At 68.5% G+C, this 19921-nt stretch carries 16 protein-coding genes and 1 pseudogene; 10 read left to right on the top strand and 7 right to left on the bottom strand.

Going from position 1 to position 19921, the window contains the following annotated elements; genetic code table 11:
* Positions 1–254 precede the first annotated feature (254 nt).
* Genes KIK09_RS23335 through KIK09_RS23325 form a run of 3 tightly spaced genes read right to left on the bottom strand, consistent with a single transcriptional unit; the run spans position 255 to position 3792 of the window.
* Positions 255–2564: an ABC transporter permease gene (locus KIK09_RS23335; RefSeq protein WP_214321392.1), complete on the bottom strand. Its 2310-nt coding sequence runs from the start codon at positions 2562–2564 to the stop codon at positions 255–257.
* Positions 2561–3289 (bottom strand): ABC transporter ATP-binding protein, encoded by a 729-nt coding sequence (locus tag KIK09_RS23330; RefSeq protein WP_214321391.1) that lies wholly within the window; start codon positions 3287–3289, stop codon positions 2561–2563. The genes KIK09_RS23335 and KIK09_RS23330 overlap by 4 nt, the downstream gene beginning before the upstream one ends.
* Positions 3286–3792, bottom strand: a complete 507-nt coding sequence (locus KIK09_RS23325) for a PadR family transcriptional regulator (RefSeq protein ID WP_214321390.1) — start codon at positions 3790–3792, stop codon at positions 3286–3288. Before KIK09_RS23325 ends, KIK09_RS23330 begins: the two co-directional genes overlap by 4 nt.
* Before the next feature lie 128 nt (positions 3793–3920).
* Here KIK09_RS23325 and KIK09_RS23320 point away from each other — a divergent pair, with 128 nt between their 5' ends.
* The 9 genes from KIK09_RS23320 (at position 3921) to KIK09_RS23280 (ending at position 13811) form a co-directional block, all read left to right on the top strand.
* Complete coding sequence (locus KIK09_RS23320) at positions 3921–5168, top strand: ABC transporter substrate-binding protein (RefSeq protein ID WP_308164246.1); 1248 nt, start codon at positions 3921–3923, stop codon at positions 5166–5168.
* Positions 5169–5175: 7 nt separating this feature from the next.
* Positions 5176–6498, top strand: a complete 1323-nt coding sequence (locus KIK09_RS23315) for an ABC transporter substrate-binding protein (RefSeq protein WP_214321388.1) — start codon at positions 5176–5178, stop codon at positions 6496–6498.
* Between the two features lie 6 nt (positions 6499–6504).
* Entirely contained in the window at positions 6505–7872 is a 1368-nt protein-coding gene (locus KIK09_RS23310; RefSeq protein WP_214321387.1) for an ABC transporter permease, read from the top strand.
* Positions 7869–8768, top strand: a complete 900-nt coding sequence (locus KIK09_RS23305) for a carbohydrate ABC transporter permease (protein ID WP_214321386.1) — start codon at positions 7869–7871, stop codon at positions 8766–8768. The genes KIK09_RS23310 and KIK09_RS23305 overlap by 4 nt, the downstream gene beginning before the upstream one ends.
* A gap of 72 nt (positions 8769–8840) precedes the next feature.
* Positions 8841–10217, top strand: a complete 1377-nt coding sequence (locus KIK09_RS23300; protein WP_214321385.1) for a M1 family metallopeptidase — start codon at positions 8841–8843, stop codon at positions 10215–10217.
* Positions 10218–10359: 142 nt separating this feature from the next.
* On the top strand, positions 10360–11037 hold the full coding sequence (locus KIK09_RS23295; protein ID WP_214321384.1) for a uracil-DNA glycosylase: 678 nt from the start codon (positions 10360–10362) through the stop codon (positions 11035–11037).
* Between the two features lie 54 nt (positions 11038–11091).
* Positions 11092–11400, top strand: coding sequence for a hypothetical protein (locus KIK09_RS23290; protein ID WP_214321383.1), 309 nt, complete (start codon positions 11092–11094; stop codon positions 11398–11400).
* A gap of 55 nt (positions 11401–11455) precedes the next feature.
* On the top strand, positions 11456–11749 hold the full coding sequence (locus KIK09_RS23285; protein ID WP_214321382.1) for an MTH1187 family thiamine-binding protein: 294 nt from the start codon (positions 11456–11458) through the stop codon (positions 11747–11749).
* A 466-nt stretch (positions 11750–12215) separates the two neighbouring features.
* A complete protein-coding gene (locus KIK09_RS23280; protein ID WP_214321381.1) occupies positions 12216–13811 on the top strand; it encodes an FAD-dependent monooxygenase in 1596 nt (531 codons plus the stop codon).
* 952 nt (positions 13812–14763) lie between these two features.
* Here KIK09_RS23280 and KIK09_RS23275 read toward each other — a convergent pair.
* The 4 genes and pseudogenes from KIK09_RS23275 to KIK09_RS23260 all read right to left on the bottom strand — a co-directional run bounded on the left by KIK09_RS23275 (position 14764) and on the right by KIK09_RS23260 (position 18930).
* Complete coding sequence (locus tag KIK09_RS23275; protein ID WP_214321380.1) at positions 14764–15702, bottom strand: hypothetical protein; 939 nt, start codon at positions 15700–15702, stop codon at positions 14764–14766.
* Between the two features lie 362 nt (positions 15703–16064).
* Positions 16065–17026: pseudogene (locus tag KIK09_RS23270) on the bottom strand (IS481 family transposase).
* Between the two features lie 181 nt (positions 17027–17207).
* Complete coding sequence (locus KIK09_RS23265; RefSeq protein WP_214321379.1) at positions 17208–18131, bottom strand: NADP-dependent oxidoreductase; 924 nt, start codon at positions 18129–18131, stop codon at positions 17208–17210.
* A gap of 73 nt (positions 18132–18204) precedes the next feature.
* On the bottom strand, positions 18205–18930 hold the full coding sequence (locus KIK09_RS23260; protein ID WP_214321378.1) for an SDR family NAD(P)-dependent oxidoreductase: 726 nt from the start codon (positions 18928–18930) through the stop codon (positions 18205–18207).
* A 105-nt stretch (positions 18931–19035) separates the two neighbouring features.
* On the opposite strand from KIK09_RS23260, the gene KIK09_RS23255 reads away from it, so the two are divergent.
* Complete coding sequence (locus tag KIK09_RS23255; RefSeq protein WP_031169160.1) at positions 19036–19875, top strand: LysR family transcriptional regulator; 840 nt, start codon at positions 19036–19038, stop codon at positions 19873–19875.
* Positions 19876–19921 lie beyond the last annotated feature (46 nt).

Genomic DNA, 19921 nt, shown 5'->3' with positions numbered 1-19921 from the left:
GACACACCACGCTCGCGAGGCCACGCTTCGGGCCCGCTGATGCGGTTGTGAACTCCTGGGGAAACATCCCCCTTACGGCTCCCGTTAGGTGGAATCGGCGTCTTCGCTGGGCGCCAGCTCACGGAAGGCGGGCGAGCGGAGCGAGCTCCTTGCCCGGAGGTGCAGGAGGGCGGAGCCCTCTTGCCAAGGGGGCCTGGGGGAGCTCGGCTCCCCCACAGGACCAGCCCGAGCGCCCTGGCGCGAGGACGATGCGGTTAGCGGGCCGTGACGGGGACCTGGGCTCGGGCGGCTCGGCGGGCCGGGAGGAGGGCTACCGCCAGGGAGGCGCCGACCGCCAGGAAGACCGCCGTGAGCAGGGTGAACAGGGACGGTGGGCGGCCGATGCCCGCGCCCACGCCGCTGGTGTGGCCCTGCAGGTCGATGAGCCCTGTCACCACCGAGGCGCCCGCCACCGTGCCCGTGACGACGCCGACTACCACCAGCAGTCCCGTGCCCGTGACGAGCGTGGCCATGACCTGCCGCGGCGTCAGCCCCATCGCCTTGAGCACCGCCAGGTCGAGGGCGTGGTCGCGCAGGCCGAGCGCGCTGGCCGTGAGCAGGTTCGCCAGCCCGATGAGCGCCAGGACCGCGATCATCGCCACGATGACCACGCGGATGATCGACAGCCTGTCCGCGGGGTTGACCGCCCGCTGCACGTCCAGGCTCTCGCTCGACTCGGCCAGCAGCCTGCCCCGCACCTCGCCGGGGTCGGCACCGGGCTTGAGCGCCAGGGCGTAGAACTCGGGCGGCACCGTGTCCTTGGCCGCCAGGCTGTCCATCCCGACCGACAGCACCTCGCCGTCCAGGTCCGGCTCGACCGTGCGGCCCACGATGCGCACGATCAGCGGGGTTCCGCCGACCGTCAGCCGGACGCGGTCGCCGATCTTGGCGCCGAGCAGGTCGAGCAGGCCCTGCCCGGCCACGGCCTCACCTGGCTGGCCGTACATGCGTCCCTCGACGACCGGGAACGGGTAGGCCTCGGTCTGGGTGCCGATGGCGCGGACGCGGACGGAGCGGGCCTCTCCGGGCGCCAGGGCGTTGACCTCGGTGCCGGGGTAGACCTGCTGCACCGACGGGTCGTTGCGGACGATCTTCTCGGCCTCGTCCGACTGCAGCTTGCCGGGCCTGACGTACAGGCTCGCGTGCTGCCCCACCTGCTCGGGGTGGCTGAGGAAGTTGTCCATGGTGGCCCACACGCCCAGCCCGATGGTGATCATCATCATCGGTACGGCGAGCCCGAACGCCGTCAGGAAGGCGGGCGCGCGCCGCGTGAAGGCGTCCCTGGTGCCCAGGATGAGCGCGGGCGGCAGCCGTACCAGCAGCGCCAGGCGAGCCAGCCGCGACAGATGCCCGCGCGGCGGCGCCGCGGGGGCGTCGGGGATGGGCGGCGTCCGCCCGCCGCGCCAGGCGGGCAGGCCCACCGCGGCCAGCACGACCAGCGCGGTGCCGGCCACGATGGCCAGCACGGGCACGGCCGCGACCGAGGTGGTGCCGAGCACGGCCACGGTGGCCGCCCAGCCCGCCAGCGCCCCGATCCCGATGCCGAGCAGGCCGAGCGCGCCGTGCTCGACCAGCAGCAGCAGGGCGATCTGGGCGGCGGTGAAGCCCATCGACTTGAGCGTGGCCAGGTCGCGCAGCTGGCCGAGCACGCGCCCGCCGGCGGCGTTGGCCAGCGCCAGCACGGCCGCGACGAGCCCGACCACGCCGAACAGCGCGAGCAGGGTGCCGAGCAGCCGGTTGTCCAGCTCCATCGCGGCCCGCACCTCGCGCCAGGTGTAGACGCGCTGCAGCTGGTCGCCCGGCGTGGCCGAGTCTGCGGCGCGCTGCAGCTGGTCGTCGATGGTCACCACGGCCCGCTGCGAGACGAGCTGGGTGTCCTCAGGATCGGTCAGCCGCAGGCCGGTCACGAACTCGCTGCGGCCGAGCGCGGGCTCGACGCTGTCGAGCATCTGCGGCAGCACCCAGATCAGCCCGGGCGTCCACTCGGGATAGAAGCCCTGATCGGCCGAGTCGGCGATGCCGCGCACGTAGAGCGTGTACCGCTGGCCGCTGAGCGCGATCACCGTGAAGGGCGTGCCCACCCGCAGGCGCAGCGACGTGGCGAAGGAGCGCTCGACCACGACGCCGTTGAACTGCGCGCCGTCCAGCCATCGCCCCTCTGCGACCACGGGGTGCGCGACCGGCGGCATGGCCGCGGGCATGGCGCGCAGCCCCGCCGGGTCCTTCTTGCCGTTCTGCACCACGGTGACGGGCGCCGACCGGTACGGCCCGGCCGTGTCGGTCACGCCGTCGATGCGGCGCAGCTGGTCGACCGGCGGCGGGTCCTTGGTGTAGAGCCAGACGTGCGCCCCGTCGGTCTGGGCGAACAGGCTGCGCCACGGGTTGGTGCCGTCTTCCAGCAGGGTGACGGCGGCGATGAGGGCGGCCACGATCCCCGCGACTGCCAGCACGGTCAGCGCGGCCTGCCCCCGCCTGGCCAGCAGGTCGGCCCTGATCCATCGAGATCCCGCCCGCAGCGTGCTCATCGCAGGTCGATGACCTCGCCGGCGGTGCGGGTGCGACGGCGGGCGATGCGGCCGTCGTCGACGATCTCGCCGTCGAGCAGCGCGACCAGCCGGTCGGCCAGGCTGGCGACCCGCGCGTCGTGGGTGACCATGATGATCGTCTGGCCTTCCTTGTGCACCTCGCTCAGCAGTCGCAGCACGTCGCGGGTGTTGCGGCTGTCGAGGTTGCCGGTGGGCTCGTCGGCCAGCAGCACGCTCGGCCGGTTGGCCAGCGCCCTGGCGAGCGCGACGCGCTGCTGCTCGCCGCCGGCGAGCTGGGCGGGCGCGGCGTCGGCGCGCTCGGTGAGGTTGAGCGCGTCGAGCAGGTACTCGCGGCGCTCTCGGGCGACCTTGGGCGAGGCGCCGCCAAGCAGCGCGGGGAGCTCGACGTTGTCGGCCACCGTCATGTTGGCGACCAGGTTGAAGAACTGGAAGACGAAGCCCACCTTCTTGCGGCGCAGCAGCGCCCACGCGCTCTCGGACAGCGTGTCGACCCGCTGGCCGTCCAGCCAGATCTCCCCGCTCGTGCGCGTGTCGAGGCCGCCGAGCATGTGCACGAGCGTGGACTTGCCCGACCCTGACGGGCCCATCACGGCCACGAACTCGCCCGGCTCGACCTCCAGGTCGACGCCGCGGACGGCCGGCACGGGGACGCCGCCATCGGAGTAGATCTTGACTAGATTGACCGTTTTGAGGACCGGGGTCATACCAGATCCTCCTGACACCGTTGCAGCCAGTCAAGATCTGCCTGCAGGTGCAGCATCGCACCCTCGATGAGCAGGGAGGCGACGCGGTCGCCGGGTTCGGTCCTGCTCATGAGGTCGTTGAGATCGGCCATGAGCGACAGGTAGTGCCGGCGCTGCCTGTTGATCAGCGCCATCCGGTCGGCGATGCCGGTCAGCGGGGCCAGCACCAGCTTCATGAAGAACTCGTCGCGGACGCGCGGGCCCTCGGTCGGCTCGTCGACCCACTCGGTCAGCACGTCGCGGCCCTTGACCGTCAGGTAGTAGACCTTTTTGTTCGGCCGGTTGGACTGTTCCACGTCCACCGCCCTGACCAGGCCGTCCTTCTCCAGCCTGCTCAGCGTGACGTAGATCTGGCCGATGTTGGGTGAGGGGTAGGCGTTGCCGAAGGTCTGCTCCAGCGCCTGTTTGAGCTCGTAGCCGTGGGCGGGCTCTTTCGCCAGGAGCGCCAGAAGGTGCAGCCGCACGCCCCACCTCCGTTTGTGTTACGCATGCGTTACATGGCCATCCGTTGACCGCCAGATTACATGTGTGCATAACATGAATGCATCTACATAACACGTATGTAGCCCCCGAAAACGTGGAGGAAACCCCGGTGTTTCGCCAGCTGTCAGTCGTGCTCGCCGTCCTCCTGGCGGCTGGTTGCGCGACGGCCGGCGACGAGGACGGCGGCGACAAGGGATCGAGCGGAACAGGCCCGATCACGTTCGCCACCGGGCGCGACACCACGGCGTACCTGCAACCCCTGCTGGATCGCTGGAACCAGGCCCACCCGGCCGAGAAGGTGACGCTCCTCGAACTGCCCGAGGCCGCCGACGAGCAGCGCGCGCAGATGGTGGCCAATCTTCAGGCGAGAAGCACCCGTTATGACGTGCTCGGGCTTGACGTGGTGTGGACTGCCGAGTTCGCGGAGAACGGCTGGATCATCCCCCTGGAGCGCGGGCTCTTCCCGCTCGACAGGTTCCTGCCGCCCGTCGTGGACACGGCTGTCTACAAGGGCAAGCTCTGGGCCGTGCCGTACACCAGCAATGCGGGGCTGCTGTACTACCGGTCTGATCTGATCAAGAAGCCGCCCCGCACGTGGGCGGAACTTCGCGAACAGGCACTACAAGTAACAAAGAAGCACAGTATCGAAGGATACGCGGGCCAGTTCCTCGCCTACGAGGGGCTGACCGTGAACTTCTCCGAGGCTGTGCAGTCCGCGGGCGGGCAGATCCTCAACCCTGACGGCACAGAGGTGACCCTCGACCCGGCCAAAGCCAAGGCCGCGCTGGAATTCTTCATCCAGGGCCTGCGCGAAGGCTGGATCCCCAAGGAGTCGCTGTCGTACAAGGAGGAGGAGTCCCGCCTGGCCTTCCAGAACGGACGCCTCGTCTTCGCCCGCAACTGGCCGCACGCCTACGGACCCGCGATGGCCAAGCTCGGTGGCAGATTCGCGGTGACCAGGCTGCCCGGGCCCGACGGGCCGGGCGCCAGCACGCTCGGCGGGGTCAACCTGGCCGTCAGCGCCTACTCCAAGCATCAGCAGACCGCACAGGAGTTCATCCGGTACTTCACCGGCCTGGAGAACGAGCGGAGGGTCCTGTCCGAGGGCTCGTTCCCGCCGGTCTGGACGGAGCTCTACGACGATCCCCAGCTGATCAAGCGTTTCCCCTATCTCCCGGTGCTCAAGCAGAGCATCCTCTCGGCCAAGCCGCGACCGGTGAGCGCGAACTACAACCAGCTCAGCCTGGTCATCGCCAGCTCGGTCGCCAAGGCCATCACTCCCCCCTTCAGCGAGACCCCCGACGATGCGGCGGCCTCCATGAAGACGGAACTTGAAGAGATCATCAGAACCCAGTGAGGCAGTCATGCGCAAAGCCAGTGCAGTAGTCGTCCTGGCCGGGCTCGCGGTGGCCGTCGCGGCGTGCGGCAACGCACCCACGACCACCCAGCCGTCCGCGTCGAGCTCGGAGTCCGCGGGCGGTGGGACCAAGCCGCTGCAGGGCGTCAAGCTCGAGGTCGCCGCCAAGTGGACGGGTGACGAGCAGAAGAACTTCCAGAAGGTGCTCGACGCCTTCCAGGAGAAGACCGGTGCCACGGTGACCTACGCCTCCACGGGTGAGGACACCGGTGCCTATCTCGGCCCGCGCATCCAGGGTGGCAGCCCGCCCGACGTCGCGATCCTGCCCCAGCCGGGCCTGGTGCAGCAGTACGCCAAGCAGAACGCGCTCAAGCCGCTGACCGACGCGGTCACCAAGGAGATCGACGCCAACTACACGCCTTACTGGAAGGAGCTCGGCTCCGCCGACGGCAAGGTGTACGGCGTGCTGATCAAGGCCGCGCACAAGTCGCTCGTGTGGTATCGCGGCCAGGCCTTCGAGGACGCCGGCGTGCAGCCGCCCACCAACTGGGACGAGCTGGTCAAGGCCGCCGGGACGATCGCCGACTCGGGCACCGCCCCGCTGTCCCTCTGCGGCGCCTCCGGCTGGACGCTTACCGACCTCTTCGAGAACGTCTACCTGTCCAGCGCGGGCCCGGAGAACTACGACAAGCTCTCCAAGCACGAGATCCCGTGGACCGACCCGTCGGTCACCACGGCGCTGCAGAAGATCCAGCAGCTCGTCGGCAAGAAGGAGTACGTCCTGGACGGCGCCTCCGGCGCGCTGCAGACGGACTTCCCGACCTGCGTGACCAAGGTCTACGGCCAGAAGAAGGCCGCCATGGTCATCGAGGCCGACTTCGTGGCCACCCAGGCCACCCAGGACGGCGCCAAGGTCGGCGAGGAGGCCAAGTACGTGCCGTTCCCGAAGGTCGGCGACACCCAGCCGGTCGTCCTGGGCGGTGACGTCGCGGTCGCGATGAAGGACTCCCCCGGCGCGATGGCGCTGCTGCAGTTCCTCGCCTCGACCGAGGGCGGCTCGATCTGGGCCAAGCTGCCCGGCTACCTGTCGCCGAACAAGAACGTCTCCCCCGACAACTACCCCGACCCGCTGACCAAGGCGCTCGGCCAGACCATCGTCTCGGCCGGTGACGCGGTCCGCTACGACATGTCGGACCTGGCCCCGAGCGCCTTCGGCGGCACCGACGGCAAGGGCGAGTGGAAGGACCTGCAGGACTTCCTGCGCAACCCCACCGACATCAAGGGCGCGCAGGCCAAGCTCGAGGAAGACGCCAAGAAGGCCTGGAAGTAAAGAGGTATGGCCGTGACCGAACGGTTGGACGGCCCGCAGGTCCCCTCGGAAGAGGGGGCCACCTCTCCTCGGGCCGATACCCCCCACGTAGAACGACGCCTAGGTCCATCCTCCACGATGGCCATCCTGTTCATCCTGCCGGCAGCGGTGCTGCTGGGCATCTGGGTGGTCTACCCGATCATCTACTCCGTCTTCCGCAGCCTCTTCGACGCCAACGGCACCGGCTTCGTGGGGCTCGGTAACTACGTCAGCATCTTCACCGACTCCAGCACGCTCACCACGATCAGGAACAACCTGATCTGGGTGGTGGTCGCGCCGATCATCGTCACCACGCTCGGCCTGATCTTCGCGGTGCTCACCGAGCGCATCAAGTGGGCCACCGCGTTCAAGCTGATCGTGTTCATGCCGATGGCCGTCTCGCTGATGGCCGCCGGCGTCATCTTCCGCCTGGTCTACGACGAGGACCCGTCCAAGGGCGTGGCCAACGCCATCATGACCACGGTGCACGACACGTTCTCCTCCTCCAAGGGCTACCCGGAGGCCCGCCCCGGCGACCCGTCCAAGGTCACCGACGACAAGGGCGCGGTCGTCGCCGCCCAGCCCGCACAGCCCGGCCAGCCGGTGCTGCTGCCGATCCTGGGCATCAAGAAGGAGATCATGCCGTCCAACGCCCAGCCGGCCAGGGCACCATCGGGGGGCCAGGGCCTGTCGGGAACCGTGTGGTTCGACTTCACCCCTGGTGGCGGGGGCACCAAGGGCGCCATCGACGGCAGCGAAAGGGGCCTGCCGGGGATGACCGTCGAAGCACTGAAGGACGGCAAGGTGGTGGAGAGCACGACCACCGCCGACGACGGCTCCTTCCGCTTCGAAGGGCTGACCTCCGGGTCCTACACCGTACGGCTGCCGCAGGACAACTTCCAGGCCGCCTTCCGCGGCCTGACCTGGCTCGGACCGACACTGATCACACCGGCGATCATCGGCGCGTTCGTCTGGGTGTGGGCCGGGTTCGCCATGGTGCTGATCGCGGCCGGCCTGTCGGCCATCCCGCGTGACGCGCTGGAGGCGGCGCGGATCGACGGCGCCACCGAGTGGCAGGTGTTCAGGAAGATCACCATTCCGCTGCTGTCGCCGGTGCTGCTCGTCGTCTTCGTGACGATGATCATCAATACGCTGAAGGTGTTCGACCTCGTCTTCATCATCGCCCCCTCCTCGGTCCAGCCACAGGCGAACGTGATCGCGCTGGAGATGTGGCGAGTGTCGTTCGGCGGCGGGAACAACCAGGGCATGGGCAGTGCGCTCGCCGTCTTCCTGCTGATCCTGGTGCTCCCCTTCATGATCATGAACATCCGCCGGTTCAGGAGGGAGAACGCATGACAACCGCGACGGCTACGGCTCCCACCAGTGTCAGCGCGGGCGCGCCACGGCGCGGCGTCATCAGCAGGATCACCGACAAGATCGGTGGCGGCGGCGTCCAGGTCATCATGGTGCTGCTCGGGCTGTTCTGGCTCGTGCCGACCTTCGGCCTGCTGATCGTCTCCCTGCGCACGGTGCAGGTCAACGGCAGCGAGGGCTGGTGGACGATCTTCACCAAGCCCGCCGAGCTGACGATCTCCAGCTACAAGAACCTGCTGTCCAGCGGGTTCAGCGCGTCCTTCTGGAACACCATCCTCATCACGGTCCCGACCACGGTCCTGGTGATCGGGATCGCGGCGATGGCGGCCTACGCCTTCGCCTGGATGGAGTTCCGCGGGCGCGACACCGCCTTCCTGATCGTGGTCGGGCTGCTGATCGTGCCCATCCAGATCGCCCTGATCCCCGTCGCCTCCTTCTACGGCGGGGTCGGCATCTTCGGCACGATCCCGGGCGTGGTGCTCTTCCACGTCGCGTTCGGCCTGCCGTTCGCGATCTTCCTGCTGCGGAACTTCTTCATCGGCATCCCGTCCTCGCTGCTGGAAGCGGCCAGGATGGACGGCGCCTCGGAGTGGAAGATCTTCGCCTCGGTGGTGTTCCCGCTGGGCAAGCCGGCGATCGCGTCGCTGGGCATCTTCCAGTTCCTGTGGGTGTGGAACGACATGCTCATCGCGCTGGTCTTCGCGAACACCGAGAACCAGCCGATGACCAAGTATTTGCAATCGCAGATGCGGCAGTTCGGTTCGAATATGGACATCCTCTCCTCGGGTGCCTTCCTGTCGCTGATCATCCCGCTGGTCCTGTTCTTCGCATTCCAGCGGTATTTCGTGCAGGGCATGATGGCCGGATCGGTCAAATAGCCCGTAAACGATGAGCCCGCCTCTCCAGGGTTTCCTCGGGGAGGCGGGCTCCGTCGTGCGATGATCCTGGACATGAAGCGACTCCTCGCGCTCGCGGCGGCCGCCTTCGTGGCCATCCCGCTGACACCCGCCGCCGCCTTCGACGGCGCGCCAGGCGCGCCTGGGGCCGGAGACCCGTACTTCCCCGAGCAGGGCAACGGCGGCTACGACGTCGGCCACTACGACCTCGCGCTCGACTACAACCCGAGCTCGGACGCGCTCAAGGGCGTGGCGACCATCACCGCGAAGACCACGCAGGAGCTGAGCGCCTTCGACCTGGACCTGGTCGACTCGCTGAGCGTGCGGTCGGTGACCGTGAACGGCGAGGCCGCGGCGTTCACGCAGCGCGGGCAGGAGCTCGTCGTCGACCCGGGCAGCGCGCTCGACTCGGGCGCGGACCTGACCGTCGTGGTCAGATACGACGGCAAACCCACGCACGTCGTCGACCCCGACGGGTCCCGCGACGGATGGATCCGCACCAACGACGGCGCGTTCAACGCCAACGAGCCGCAGGGCGCCATGACCTGGTACCCCGGCAACCACCACATGACCGACAAGGCCACCTATCACTTCACGGTCACCGTGCCGGACGACCGGGTGGCCGTGGCCAACGGGGATCTGATCTCCAAGCGGTCCGCCGGCGGCAGGACCACCTTCGTGTGGGACGAGCGCGAGCCGATGGCCAGCTATCTGGCCTCGGTCACCGTCGGGAAGTTCCAGCTGATCGACACCAAAGTCGACGGGTTCCGAGTTATTACCGCGGTTGACCCTAAATTTGCCGATAAGGCGGCGAATTTCGCTCAACGTCATGGGCCGGTCATCAGCTACTTCAGCTCGCTGTTCGGGCCGTACCCGTTCTCCTCCACCGGCGGCATCGTGGACTTCGAGCCGAACGTCGGCTACTCGCTCGAGGTCCAGACCCGGCCCATCTACCCGCAGGTGCCCAGCGACTCGCTCATGTCGCACGAGCTGGCCCACCAGTGGTTCGGCGACACCGTGACGCCGAACCGGTGGAAGGACATCTGGCTCAACGAGGGCTTCGCCACCTACGCCGAGTGGCTGTGGCTGGACAAGCTCGGGCAGAAGTCCGTGCAGGACTCGTTCGACTCGGCCTACTCCACGGCCGCCACCGACGCGTTCTGGCAGACGCCGACCGCCGATCCGGGCGACGCGGCCCACATCTTCGACAGCCCCGTCTACGACCGCGGGGCGATGACGCTGCACGTGCTGCGCAAGACCGTGGGGGACGACGCGTTCTTCCGGATCCTGCGCACGTGGATCGCCGAGCACAAGTACGGCAACGCCGACACGGCCGCCTTCGTCGCGCTCGCCCAGCGCGTCTCCGGCAAGGACCTCACCACGCTGTTCGACGCCTGGCTCTTCAAGCCGGGGAAACCGGCTCTGGCCTGACGGGTTCCGTGCGTCGTAACGGCGCCAAGCCGTCATCACCGGAGGAGCGTCTCCCTGGACAGGGGCCGGCCGAAGTGCGGTGGGTGGCCTATCCTTGGCTTTGCCGTACAAAATGATCTTTAAGCTGATAAACTCCGCGCCCATGGCCGGTCGTCCACTACATGAAGTCGTCGAAGCCGGATGGGCGCGCGCGCTTGAGCCCGTCGGCGAGCGGATCGCCACGATGGGCGAGTTCCTGCGCAATGAGATCGCCGAAGGCAGGCAGTACCTGCCCGCGGGGCAGAACGTGCTGCGCGCGTTCAACCAGCCCTTCGACGACGTCAAGGTGCTGATCGTGGGCCAGGACCCGTACCCGACGCCCGGGCACCCCGTCGGCCTGTCGTTCTCCGTCGCGCCCGACGTGCGGCCGCTGCCTGGCAGCCTCGTCAACATCTACAAGGAGATGGAGACCGACCTCGGCCTGCCCAGGCCCGCCAACGGCGACCTGACCCCGTGGGCCGAGCAGGGTGTGCTGCTGCTCAACAGGGTGCTGACCGTGATGCCCGGCAAGCCTGCCTCCCATCGGGGCAAGGGCTGGGAAGAGGTCACCGAGCAGGCCATCCACGCGCTCGTCGCCCGCGACAAGCCGCTGGTGGCGATCCTGTGGGGGCGCGACGCCCGCAACCTGGCTCCGATGCTCGGCCGCGTTCCGCGCATCGAGTCGGCGCACCCTTCGCCGCTGTCGGCGCGCAGCGGGTTCTTCGGTTCACGCCCGTTCAGCAGGGCAAACGAGCTGCTGGTCCAGCAGGGTGCGGCTCCTGTGGAGTGGAAGCTGCCCTAAAACCGGCGCGTAGGTCAGCTCCCCAAGGCCCCCGCCTGGCTTAGCATCGTCGCCATGAGTGATAACGAGAAGTTCCTGCGCCTCACGGTCGAGCTGACCGTCGAAGTGCTGGACGTCGACGCGCTGCAGGCGGCGGCGCTGGCCGAGATCCGGCACCCCGACGCCGAGCTCACCGACGAGGAACGCGCCGAGCAGGCCGAACTGGTCAACTCGGACGAGACCGGCGCGACTGCCCTGCAGTGGCTGATCGAGCCGGACCACGTCCTCTCCCTGGTCGACCACATCGACGAGGTGGAGCCGCGCGAGGCCGTCCTGGGCGTGGAGCCCTCCGACGGTCCCAGCGAGGACGACGAGGGGGAATGAGCTTCCCGTAGGGGCCGCGGGACTCGCTCTCGCGGCCCCTCGCTACGATCGCCTCATGCTGGTCGCCTTCTCGATCACCCCGCTCGGCGTCGGCGAGGGAGTCTCCGAGCCGGTCGCCCGTGCCGTCAAGGTCGTCCGCGACAGCGGGTTGCCCAACCGGACGGACGCCATGTTCACCACGATCGAGGGCGAGTGGGACGAGGTCATGGCGGTCATCAAGGCCGCCGTCGACGCGGTCGGCGAGGTCGCGCCCCGCGTCAGCGTCGTCCTCAAGGCCGACATCCGGCCCGGCGTCACCGACGCCCTCCACACCAAGGTCGACGCCATCGAACGCCATCTGGCGGAGTGACTTCTTTTTCGCTGCTCGCCTTTTCTGTTTCGCTGCTCGCCGGTTCCCGCTTTCCGGTTGCTGATGGTGTACGGCGAGCCTGGTGGGCCGCTTCCCGCCGACGCGGGTTGCCCGCTCCACTTCACGCCAGGCAGCCGGACGGGCTGAGACCGTAACGTCTCGCCCGCACCCGGGTTTCGCCGTTCCCCTCGGTGGGTTCCGTGCGTCGTTGCGGCGGCCTGCCCCGTCCTGCTGGCCGTGGCGTCTCCCTGGACAGAGCTCAGCCGAAGTGCGGCGACTGGCGGTGGGGCGGCCTGGCCGTACGAGATCTCCCGCCGAGAGCGGCGCGCGGTGAGCGGCCGTCTTCACGATTCAGCGCGGAAAGAGGCGTGCGGCGAGATTCGAGATATGTCTTGACCGCCTCGCAAGACGCGACATATCGTGTCGAGCGGACATCGACACGATATTACGCGTTCCGGAGGCGGAGATGAGACACGAGCGGGTTCCCGTGCTGGTGGTCGGTGCCGGCTACGCGGGGTTGAGCGCGGCGACGCTGCTGGCGTGGCGAGACGTACCAGTCATGGTGGTCGAGAAGCACCCGAGCACGTCTATCCAGCCCAAGGCGTTCGGCGTGGGGCCGCGGGCCGTGGAGATGCTGCGGACCGTCCCCGGCATCGAGCAGTCGCTGACCTCCATCTGGGAGGGCATCGGCGACGGCCTGCGGATCGCGATCGCACGCAGCCTCGACGACCCCGACCCCCACATGATCCTCAAGAACGACGACGACTTCGCGTTCCTGGCCGACGTCAGCCCGGCGCCGAACGTGGGCGCGCCGCAGGCCGAGGTGGAGCGGGTGCTGCGCGACAAGGCCGAGGAGCTGGGCGCCGACCTGCGCTTCTCCACGGAGCTGATCTCGCTCGAGCAGGACACCGACGGGGTCACGGCGTTGATCAGGTCAGACGGCGAGGACACGATCGTGCGGGCCGACTACGTGGTGGCCGCCGACGGCTACCGCAGCCCGCTGCGCTCGAAGCTCGGCATTCCCGTCGAGGGCAGGGGCGAGCTGAGCCAGATGTGCGCGATCATGTTCGACGCCGACCTGAGCGACCTGGTGCACGATCGCGAGGTCACGCTCTGGTACCTGCGGAACGACGAGTTCACCGGCGTGATCGTCACCGGCACGGGGGTCGGGATGCACGTGCTGGGTGTCAACTATGACGCCACCAAGGACGAGACCGAGGCCGACTTCACCCCGCAACGGTGCCTGGACCTGGTGCGCAAGGCCACCGGGCGGCCGGACCTGGACGTGCGGCTGATCGACACGACCTCGTTCGCGATGGCGCACATCCTGGCCGAGCGCTACCGCGAGGGGCGCGTCTTCCTGGCCGGGGACGCGGCGCACACCATGCCGCCGACCGGCGGGCAGGGCGGCAGTACGGCGCTGCAGGACGGGTGCGACATCGCGTGGCGGCTCTGGCTGGTCATCTCGGGCCAGGCGGGTCCCGGCCTGCTCGACAGCTACGACGCGGAACGCCGCCCCATCGGGGCGCTGACGGCCGACAACCAGCTGGCCAACCTCGGGGTCCGCATGCCTCCGGCCGCCCGGATCGGCTACCCGGAGCCGCTGAAGGACCCGATCTCGCTCATGATCTCCTACCGGTACCACTCGTCGGCCATCGTGGAGGAACCAGGCGACGACGGCTCGCTCGTGGAGGACTGCCGCGTGCCGACGGGCCGGCCGGGGAGCCGGGCGCCGCACGTCCTGCTCGACTGGGACGGCCAGCCGATCTCCACGATCGACCTGTTCGGCTCGGGCTTCGTCCTCATGGCCGACCAGGCGGGGCAGGCGTGGGTGGACGCGGCCCGGCTCGTCAAGGACCGGATCGGGGTGCAGCTCATGCGCCTGCGGGTCAACGGGGAGATGAAGGACGTCCAGGGGTGCTTCCGCGAACGGTACGGCGTGAGCGAGGGCGGCGCCGTCCTGGTCCGACCCGACGGCTGCATCGCCTGGCGCTCCCCCGGCCCCACCCCCAACCCCGCAGCAACCCTCGAACAAGCCTTCACCCAAATCCTCCACCGCTAACCCCGCCCCGAGCTCCGGCCACCCATCACGCCACAACGTGAACACCCACCGCCGAGAACCCGGTCGCCCAGCCCTCCCACCCGGGAGCGCGGTGAACAGCCCCACGGTCCACAGGCCCCCGCACAACCCCATCGCCCTGGACCTTCACAAACCGGCCCCCACCGCGCCGGAACCTGGCTGCGCGGCGTACTCGCCTCCACTGCGCTACCCGTGCGGCCATGCTCGCCACGCCGCGCGGGCAGCGCCGCACGCGAGGCATCCACCCAGCACTCAGCGACACACCACCAGGAACAACTCACGACGACAGCAAGGCAGCGGGCACCGCGCACCGGGCACCGCGCACCGCGCACCGCGCACCGGGCACCGGGCACCGGGCACCGGGCACCGGGCACCGGGGAAACGTCTACCGCCCCGCAGGAGATGGTGTCTTAGGCCGCGTCACAGCACTCGGGCTCCCGTACCCACACGCACGGCCCGGGAACGTTCCGAAAGCGGTGGACCTAGCCTCCTTACCGCCCCAGCAGAAGCCGCACAACCTACGGCGACCTCCCGAGCGGGCCTCCTCCTCAGCGGAAGTGTCCCGAAATCGGTGGACCTAGCCTCCTGTCCCCCCGACAGAAGCTGCAGACCTGCAGCAGCCGCCTCACCGGGGTCTCCCCGTCGGGCGGAGATCGGACGGGCCCTCCTCAGGCGGAAATCGGACAGTCTCCAAACCCCTTGCCGTGGTGGAGGAGCCCATGCCCATCACTCGCGGACCCGCGGCAATCGGGGATGCGTCGTAGGACCGCAGCTGTTAGGGCGGGGTGGGGTGCGAGGGGCGGTGAGATGCGGGGGGCGGTGAGATGCGGGGCGGTGTTAGCGGGAGGCGGTGAGGTGCGGGGGGCGGTGTTAGCGGGAGGCGGTGAGGTGCGGGGGGCGGTGTTAGCGGGGGGCGGTGTTAGCAGGTGAGGTGTTAGCGGGTGAGGAGGTGTTCGCGCTGTTGGTGGAGGGTGGCTCGGTGGTGGGTCAGTTGGTCTCGGTGGGCGGCCAGGGCTCGGGTTGTCTCGGAGGCCCATTGGGCGGTGGAGGCCACCTCGTTGCGGGTCTTGTTGATGCGCTGGTGCTTGAGGGCGTCCGTGATGATGTTGTCGAAGAACGTGTCCACGAACCAGCGGGTGTCGACCTTGGGGAGCCGCGGGTTGGCGGCCCAGCCGACGTCCGCCAGTTCGCGTGCGAACACGTCGAGAGCGCGCTGCGCGTGCCAAGCCGCCTGGTCCGCCTGCGTCAGGCGATCGTGCTCGATCGCGTCGGAGATGACGCCGCCGCCCAGGAGGTCCCAGGTCGAGGCGCCCTGGGCGCCGCCCAGCAGGGCGAGAACCTGGCTCAGCGCCTGACCGGCGGCGTTACCGGCTTGCCAGGCCTCGCCGTACTCCTTGAGGTCTGACTCCGTGTCGGCCAGCTTGCGCGTGAGGTCGAGCAACTCGCGGCCGCGCGGGTCGCCCAGCTGCACCAGGCGGCGCTCCTTTTCTGCGAGCAGGCGCTGGTAGGCGTCGTGGGCACCGGCCAGCGACGCCAGCTCGCGCTCGATCCCGTCGAGGTCGGCCTGCAGGCTCACGACGCGGGCGCGCTGGCCGTGCAGGCGCTCGGCAGCGGCGACCGCCTCGGCGCGTTCGCGCGCGAGGTGCTCCTCCTTGGCGCCGACCAGCCCGGCCAGGACCCCACGGAAACCCTTCTCCAGGCGCGTGACATCGCGTTCTTCCTTGGCGAGCTGGGTCTCGAGGCTCCCGATCAGCTGGGCGACCTCCCTGATCTGACCACCTGCAGCGGTCCGCTGCCCGGCCAGGTAGTCGAACCTGCGCACGCGCTCCCGGGTCTCCAGGAGATCGCTGTCGAGATCTTCGAATGAATCCACACCCTTTCGACGAACGGCACGCGGCCCGTGTTCCTCAGCCACCCGCCCCCAACCGAAACCCCCGAGACCCGACTTCCCACATCAATGCCCATCACGACGAGAACGGGCACGTCACGCAGCGACACTCACCGCGACAAGAACCTGCTCGTCCCCTCGAACCGCCGCGCGAGGTCACCGCATGAGAACGGGCTCGCCCACCCGATGCGCAGCGATCCACACACGAGAACAGGCTCTCCCTCTTGAAGCCCAAACGCTCATCACCACACACGAGCGGCTGGTCCGCTCTACGCGCGGCGATGGTCACCGCGCAAGGTGGGGCTGGTCCGCTCTATGCACAGGGGCGTGTTCCGGAAACGGTGGATCTAGCTGTATGAGGCCAGCATGTTGTCGACGCGGACTGGCACCAGCGACGCTGGCGGCTGCCCATCGGCAGCTCCGTGGGGCCGGTGATAGTTGTAGTGCAGGTTCCACACTTCGATCGCCGCGCGTCGCTCGTCTTCCGAGGTCCAGGTTCTGGCGTAGAGGAACTCTTCGGCAAGGATCCGGTTGTAGCGCTCGATTTTGCCGTTGTGTTTCGGGGTGTACGGCGTGATCCGCTGATGCCGGGAGCCCTCGAGGGCTGCTGCAAACGCGGCAGCGGTGTAGCAGGGGCCGTTGTCGGTAACTACTCGCTCGATGTGGGTGATGCCGTGCGCGGCGAACCACGCTCGCACTCGATTGAGGAAAGCTACGGCGGTGACGGCCTGCTCGTTGGGCAGCGCTTCCGTGTAGGCCAAGCGTGAGTAGCCGTCGATCGCCGAGTGTAGGTAGACATAGCCCGTCCGCGGGTTTTGGCTCGGGCTTGTGCGCTGTTCTTGCCGTGGACGCGCCAGCCGCCGCCGTCAGGGATCCGGCCGACCTTCTTCACGTCGATATGGACCATGTGGCCTGGCCGACGGGCCACGATCTGCTGAGGCTCGCGGTTGCTCTCACCGCTCGGGTCGATGAACCGTCACCGATTCAGTTGGAGCTGTGCGAGCACCCGGCTGACCGTGCGCCGGCTCACTGGGACGTCCTGCTGGCTGAGTTCGAAGGCGATCCGTGCCGCCGACCACTTGTGGCTGCGGCGCATAGTTTCGATCTGTACGACAACGTCGCCTGGGGTCGCGGTGGGTTGCCGGTGCGGCGTCGAGGGCCGGTCGACTAACCCGAGGTCGCCGAACTGCCGGTATCGATTCACCCATTTCGACGCCGTGGCTCGCGAAATGCCCATTTCGGCGGCCACGTGGGAAATCGGTCGGCTCCGGCGCCGCTCCACCAGTCGCCGCCTGCCTTCGACCGACAGCGGCGAGTTGCGGCATCCTGCGTCCTGCTGTCTGAACTTCTTGCGAGGTTTGCTTGCGGATCTGCCGAATATCGGATGTGTCGTCCGGGTTGTCGCGGCCAATCAGGTGGCCGAACAGTCCCGACGGGGATCATCCTGCGGTTGAGCAGAGCCTCGAGCGCGCTGCGTTGCATGGTGCCGGTTAGGGGCTGAGCACGATTTTGCCGTGGGTGTGTCGGCGTTCGAGTTCGGTGTAGGCCTGGCGGACCTGCGTCAGCGGGTAGACGTTGGCGATCGGGACTTCGAGGTGTCCGTCGGCGATCAGGGCGGCCAGTTCGGCAAGTACCTCGGCGCCAGGTCTGGCGTTGGTTCCGGGTTCGGTCTTGACTCCGTACCTCGCGGCTGCCGCGAAGTCGGCGATCGTGTCGATCCGTTCGACCGCGACGCCGAGAGCCAGGGCCAGTTCGACGTACCCGCCGCCGTAGGTGTCGATGAAGGCATCGATGCCGCTCGGTGCGGCGGCCTTGATCCGATCGGCGACGCCGTCACCGTATGCGACCGGGATCACACCGTGTGTTTGCAGCCACTCATGGTTGTGCTCGCTCGCCAGGCCGATGACCGTGGCTCCGGCGCGGCGCGCGAGCTGAACGGCGAGCGAGCCGACTCCTCCGGCTGCTGCGGAGATGACGACGGTCTCCCCGCTGTCGAGTTGTATGGAATGCGCTGCCCCCCACGCAGTCACTCCGGCGACGTACAGGCCGCCCGCTACCTCCCATGAGATGCTGTCCGGCTTGGGTGTGAGGTTGTCGACGTCGACCAGGACCAGCTCGGCCTGTGCTGCCCGCCGCTCGGAGAACCCAATCACCTCGTCGCCGACCACGAATCGGTCGACTCCGGCGCCGACCTCGGCGACAACTCCGGCGAGGTCGCTGCCCTGCCCGGATGGAAAGGTCGAGGGAAAGATGTCGGCCATCGCGCCGGTGCGTATGGCCGCCTCACCGGGGTTGATGCCTGCGGCCTTGACCCGCACGAGGACCTGCCCGTACTCGGGCACCGGCCGGTCGACCTCGGCGACCCGCAACACCTCGATTCCACCGAACTCGTCGTATCTGACTGCCTTTGTCATTGTCTTGCTTCTCCTGTGGCGCGCGATGCGCGGCTGACGTCGAGAACGTGAATGGTTCGTATCGGTATGGCTGTTACCAGGGCACCGTTCCGGCGTCGTCGAAGAATCCGCCGGTCGGTCCGTCGTCGGGCAGGGTTGCGAGGCGAATCGCGATGGCCGCGCCCTGTTGTGGTGTGCGGACGCCTTGGAAGCCGTTGAGGTCGGTGGCGGTGAAGCCGGGGCAGCCGGAGTTGATCAGGATGTTGGTGTCGCTCAGTTCCTTGACGTATTGGATGGTGAGGGCGTTGAGGAAGGTCTTCGATGCCAAGTAGGCGGCGGGAACCGGGCCCATGTCGATGCCGGGGGTGGTTTGCAGGGCGAGCGAGCCGACGCTGCTGGACATGTTGACGATCCGCGGTGATGCCGAGCCGCGCAGCATCGGCAGCATCGCGTTGGTGACCCGGATGACGCCGATCACGTTGGTTTCCACGACAGCTCGCACGGTCGCGGGCTCGACCGTGGTCGGTGTCTGTGGCACGCCGCCGGTGATCGCGGCATTGTTGACCAGGACGTCGAGCCCTCCGGCATGGCCGGCGATCAGCTCGGCCGCAGCGGCGACACTTGCGTCGTCGGTGACGTCGAGCGGCACGCCGAACGCATCGGTCCCGGCCGCGCGCAGCTTCTCGACCGCGGTGTCGCGGCGTTGTTGATCCCTCGCGCCCACACCGATTCGCCAGCCAAGCGCGCCCAGGCCAGCGGCGATCTCGTATCCGATTCCCTTGTTCGCGCCGGTCACCAGCGCGATCGTCCGTTCACTCATACCGTCGATCATGTTGCGGACTCGGGTGGGGCGTCCAAGACCGGTCGGGTGGGCGGCGATACCGCACGGGTATTGGTCGTGGTCAGCGCCGGATACGATGAGCGGGTGGAGACGCGGGAGTTGCGATACTTCGTCGCCGTCGCCGAGGAGTTGCACTTCGGGCGGGCGGCACAACGGCTCGCGATGGCGCAACCACCACTGTCGCGGGCGATCCAGCAGCTGGAACGGCGGCTCGGAGTCGTTCTGCTGCACCGCACTGCTCGCGCCGTCGCCTTAACCGAGGCCGGGTCGGTGCTGCTGCGGGAGGCCCGGACCGCGCTCGACGCGGTCGAGGCCGCCGAGCGGCGAACCCGCCGTGCCGCGGGCGACCAGCCGGGTGTGGTGCTGGCCGCCAAGGCCGGAGCGTCCAGGGAACTGTTGTCGAAGCTTCTGGACGCCTACGCCGCTGAACCGGGCTCAGTGGCAGTCGAGGTGATGTTGTGCGGGCCGGGCGAGCCGGAAAGTCTGCTGCGCACCGGGCGTGCCGACGTTGCTCTGCTCCACCGGCCTTACGACACGACAGCCGGATTCGACACCGAGGATCTGCACACCGAACAGCAGGTCGTGGTCCTGCCCAAGGGTCATCCCCTCGCCAACCGGGCGCATCTGTCGTTGGTCGAGGTCAACGCCCAGACGGACCTGCCCCTGCCGCGCTGGCCTGGACGGGATGGCGGCCATCCGGACGGCCCCGGCCCGCAGGTGCGCGACCATACCCAACTGTTCCAACTGATCGCGCTCGGACTGGCCTGCGCCGTCGTACCCGAGTCGCTCCGAGACCAGCTACGCGACGACCACGCCATCGTGCCGGTGCCGGACGCGCCGGCAGTCACGACCGTCATCGCCTGGCCACCACACAGCAGATCCAAAGCCGTCGCCGACCTCGTCCGAACCGCGACACGCCTCTAGCCGATACCCGCTGCAGCACCACTGTTCGCAGGCCGCACGACTGTAC

It is taken from the genome of Nonomuraea sediminis, from assembly GCF_018531495.1.
Classification (GTDB): domain Bacteria; phylum Actinomycetota; class Actinomycetes; order Streptosporangiales; family Streptosporangiaceae; genus Nonomuraea; species Nonomuraea sediminis.
The sequence above is the reverse complement of the archived record's forward strand: the minus strand, read 5'-3'. Positions and strand labels throughout refer to the sequence as shown.

Excerpts from the sequence above, each read along its gene's own strand:
- KIK09_RS23335 (WP_214321392.1), bottom strand. The coding sequence starts at position 2,564 with ATGAGCACGCTGCGGGCGGGATCTCGATGGATCAGGGCCGACCTGCTG.
- KIK09_RS23330 (WP_214321391.1), bottom strand. The coding sequence starts at position 3,289 with ATGACCCCGGTCCTCAAAACGGTCAATCTAGTCAAGATCTACTCCGAT.
- KIK09_RS23315 (WP_214321388.1), top strand. The coding sequence starts at position 5,176 with ATGCGCAAAGCCAGTGCAGTAGTCGTCCTGGCCGGGCTCGCGGTGGCC.
- KIK09_RS23310 (WP_214321387.1), top strand. The coding sequence starts at position 6,505 with ATGGCCGTGACCGAACGGTTGGACGGCCCGCAGGTCCCCTCGGAAGAG.
- KIK09_RS23305 (WP_214321386.1), top strand. The coding sequence starts at position 7,869 with ATGACAACCGCGACGGCTACGGCTCCCACCAGTGTCAGCGCGGGCGCG.
- KIK09_RS23300 (WP_214321385.1), top strand. The coding sequence starts at position 8,841 with ATGAAGCGACTCCTCGCGCTCGCGGCGGCCGCCTTCGTGGCCATCCCG.
- KIK09_RS23295 (WP_214321384.1), top strand. The coding sequence starts at position 10,360 with ATGGCCGGTCGTCCACTACATGAAGTCGTCGAAGCCGGATGGGCGCGC.
- KIK09_RS23290 (WP_214321383.1), top strand. The coding sequence starts at position 11,092 with ATGAGTGATAACGAGAAGTTCCTGCGCCTCACGGTCGAGCTGACCGTC.
- KIK09_RS23285 (WP_214321382.1), top strand. The coding sequence starts at position 11,456 with ATGCTGGTCGCCTTCTCGATCACCCCGCTCGGCGTCGGCGAGGGAGTC.
- KIK09_RS23280 (WP_214321381.1), top strand. The coding sequence starts at position 12,216 with ATGAGACACGAGCGGGTTCCCGTGCTGGTGGTCGGTGCCGGCTACGCG.
- KIK09_RS23265 (WP_214321379.1), bottom strand. The coding sequence starts at position 18,131 with ATGACAAAGGCAGTCAGATACGACGAGTTCGGTGGAATCGAGGTGTTG.
- KIK09_RS23260 (WP_214321378.1), bottom strand. The coding sequence starts at position 18,930 with ATGAGTGAACGGACGATCGCGCTGGTGACCGGCGCGAACAAGGGAATC.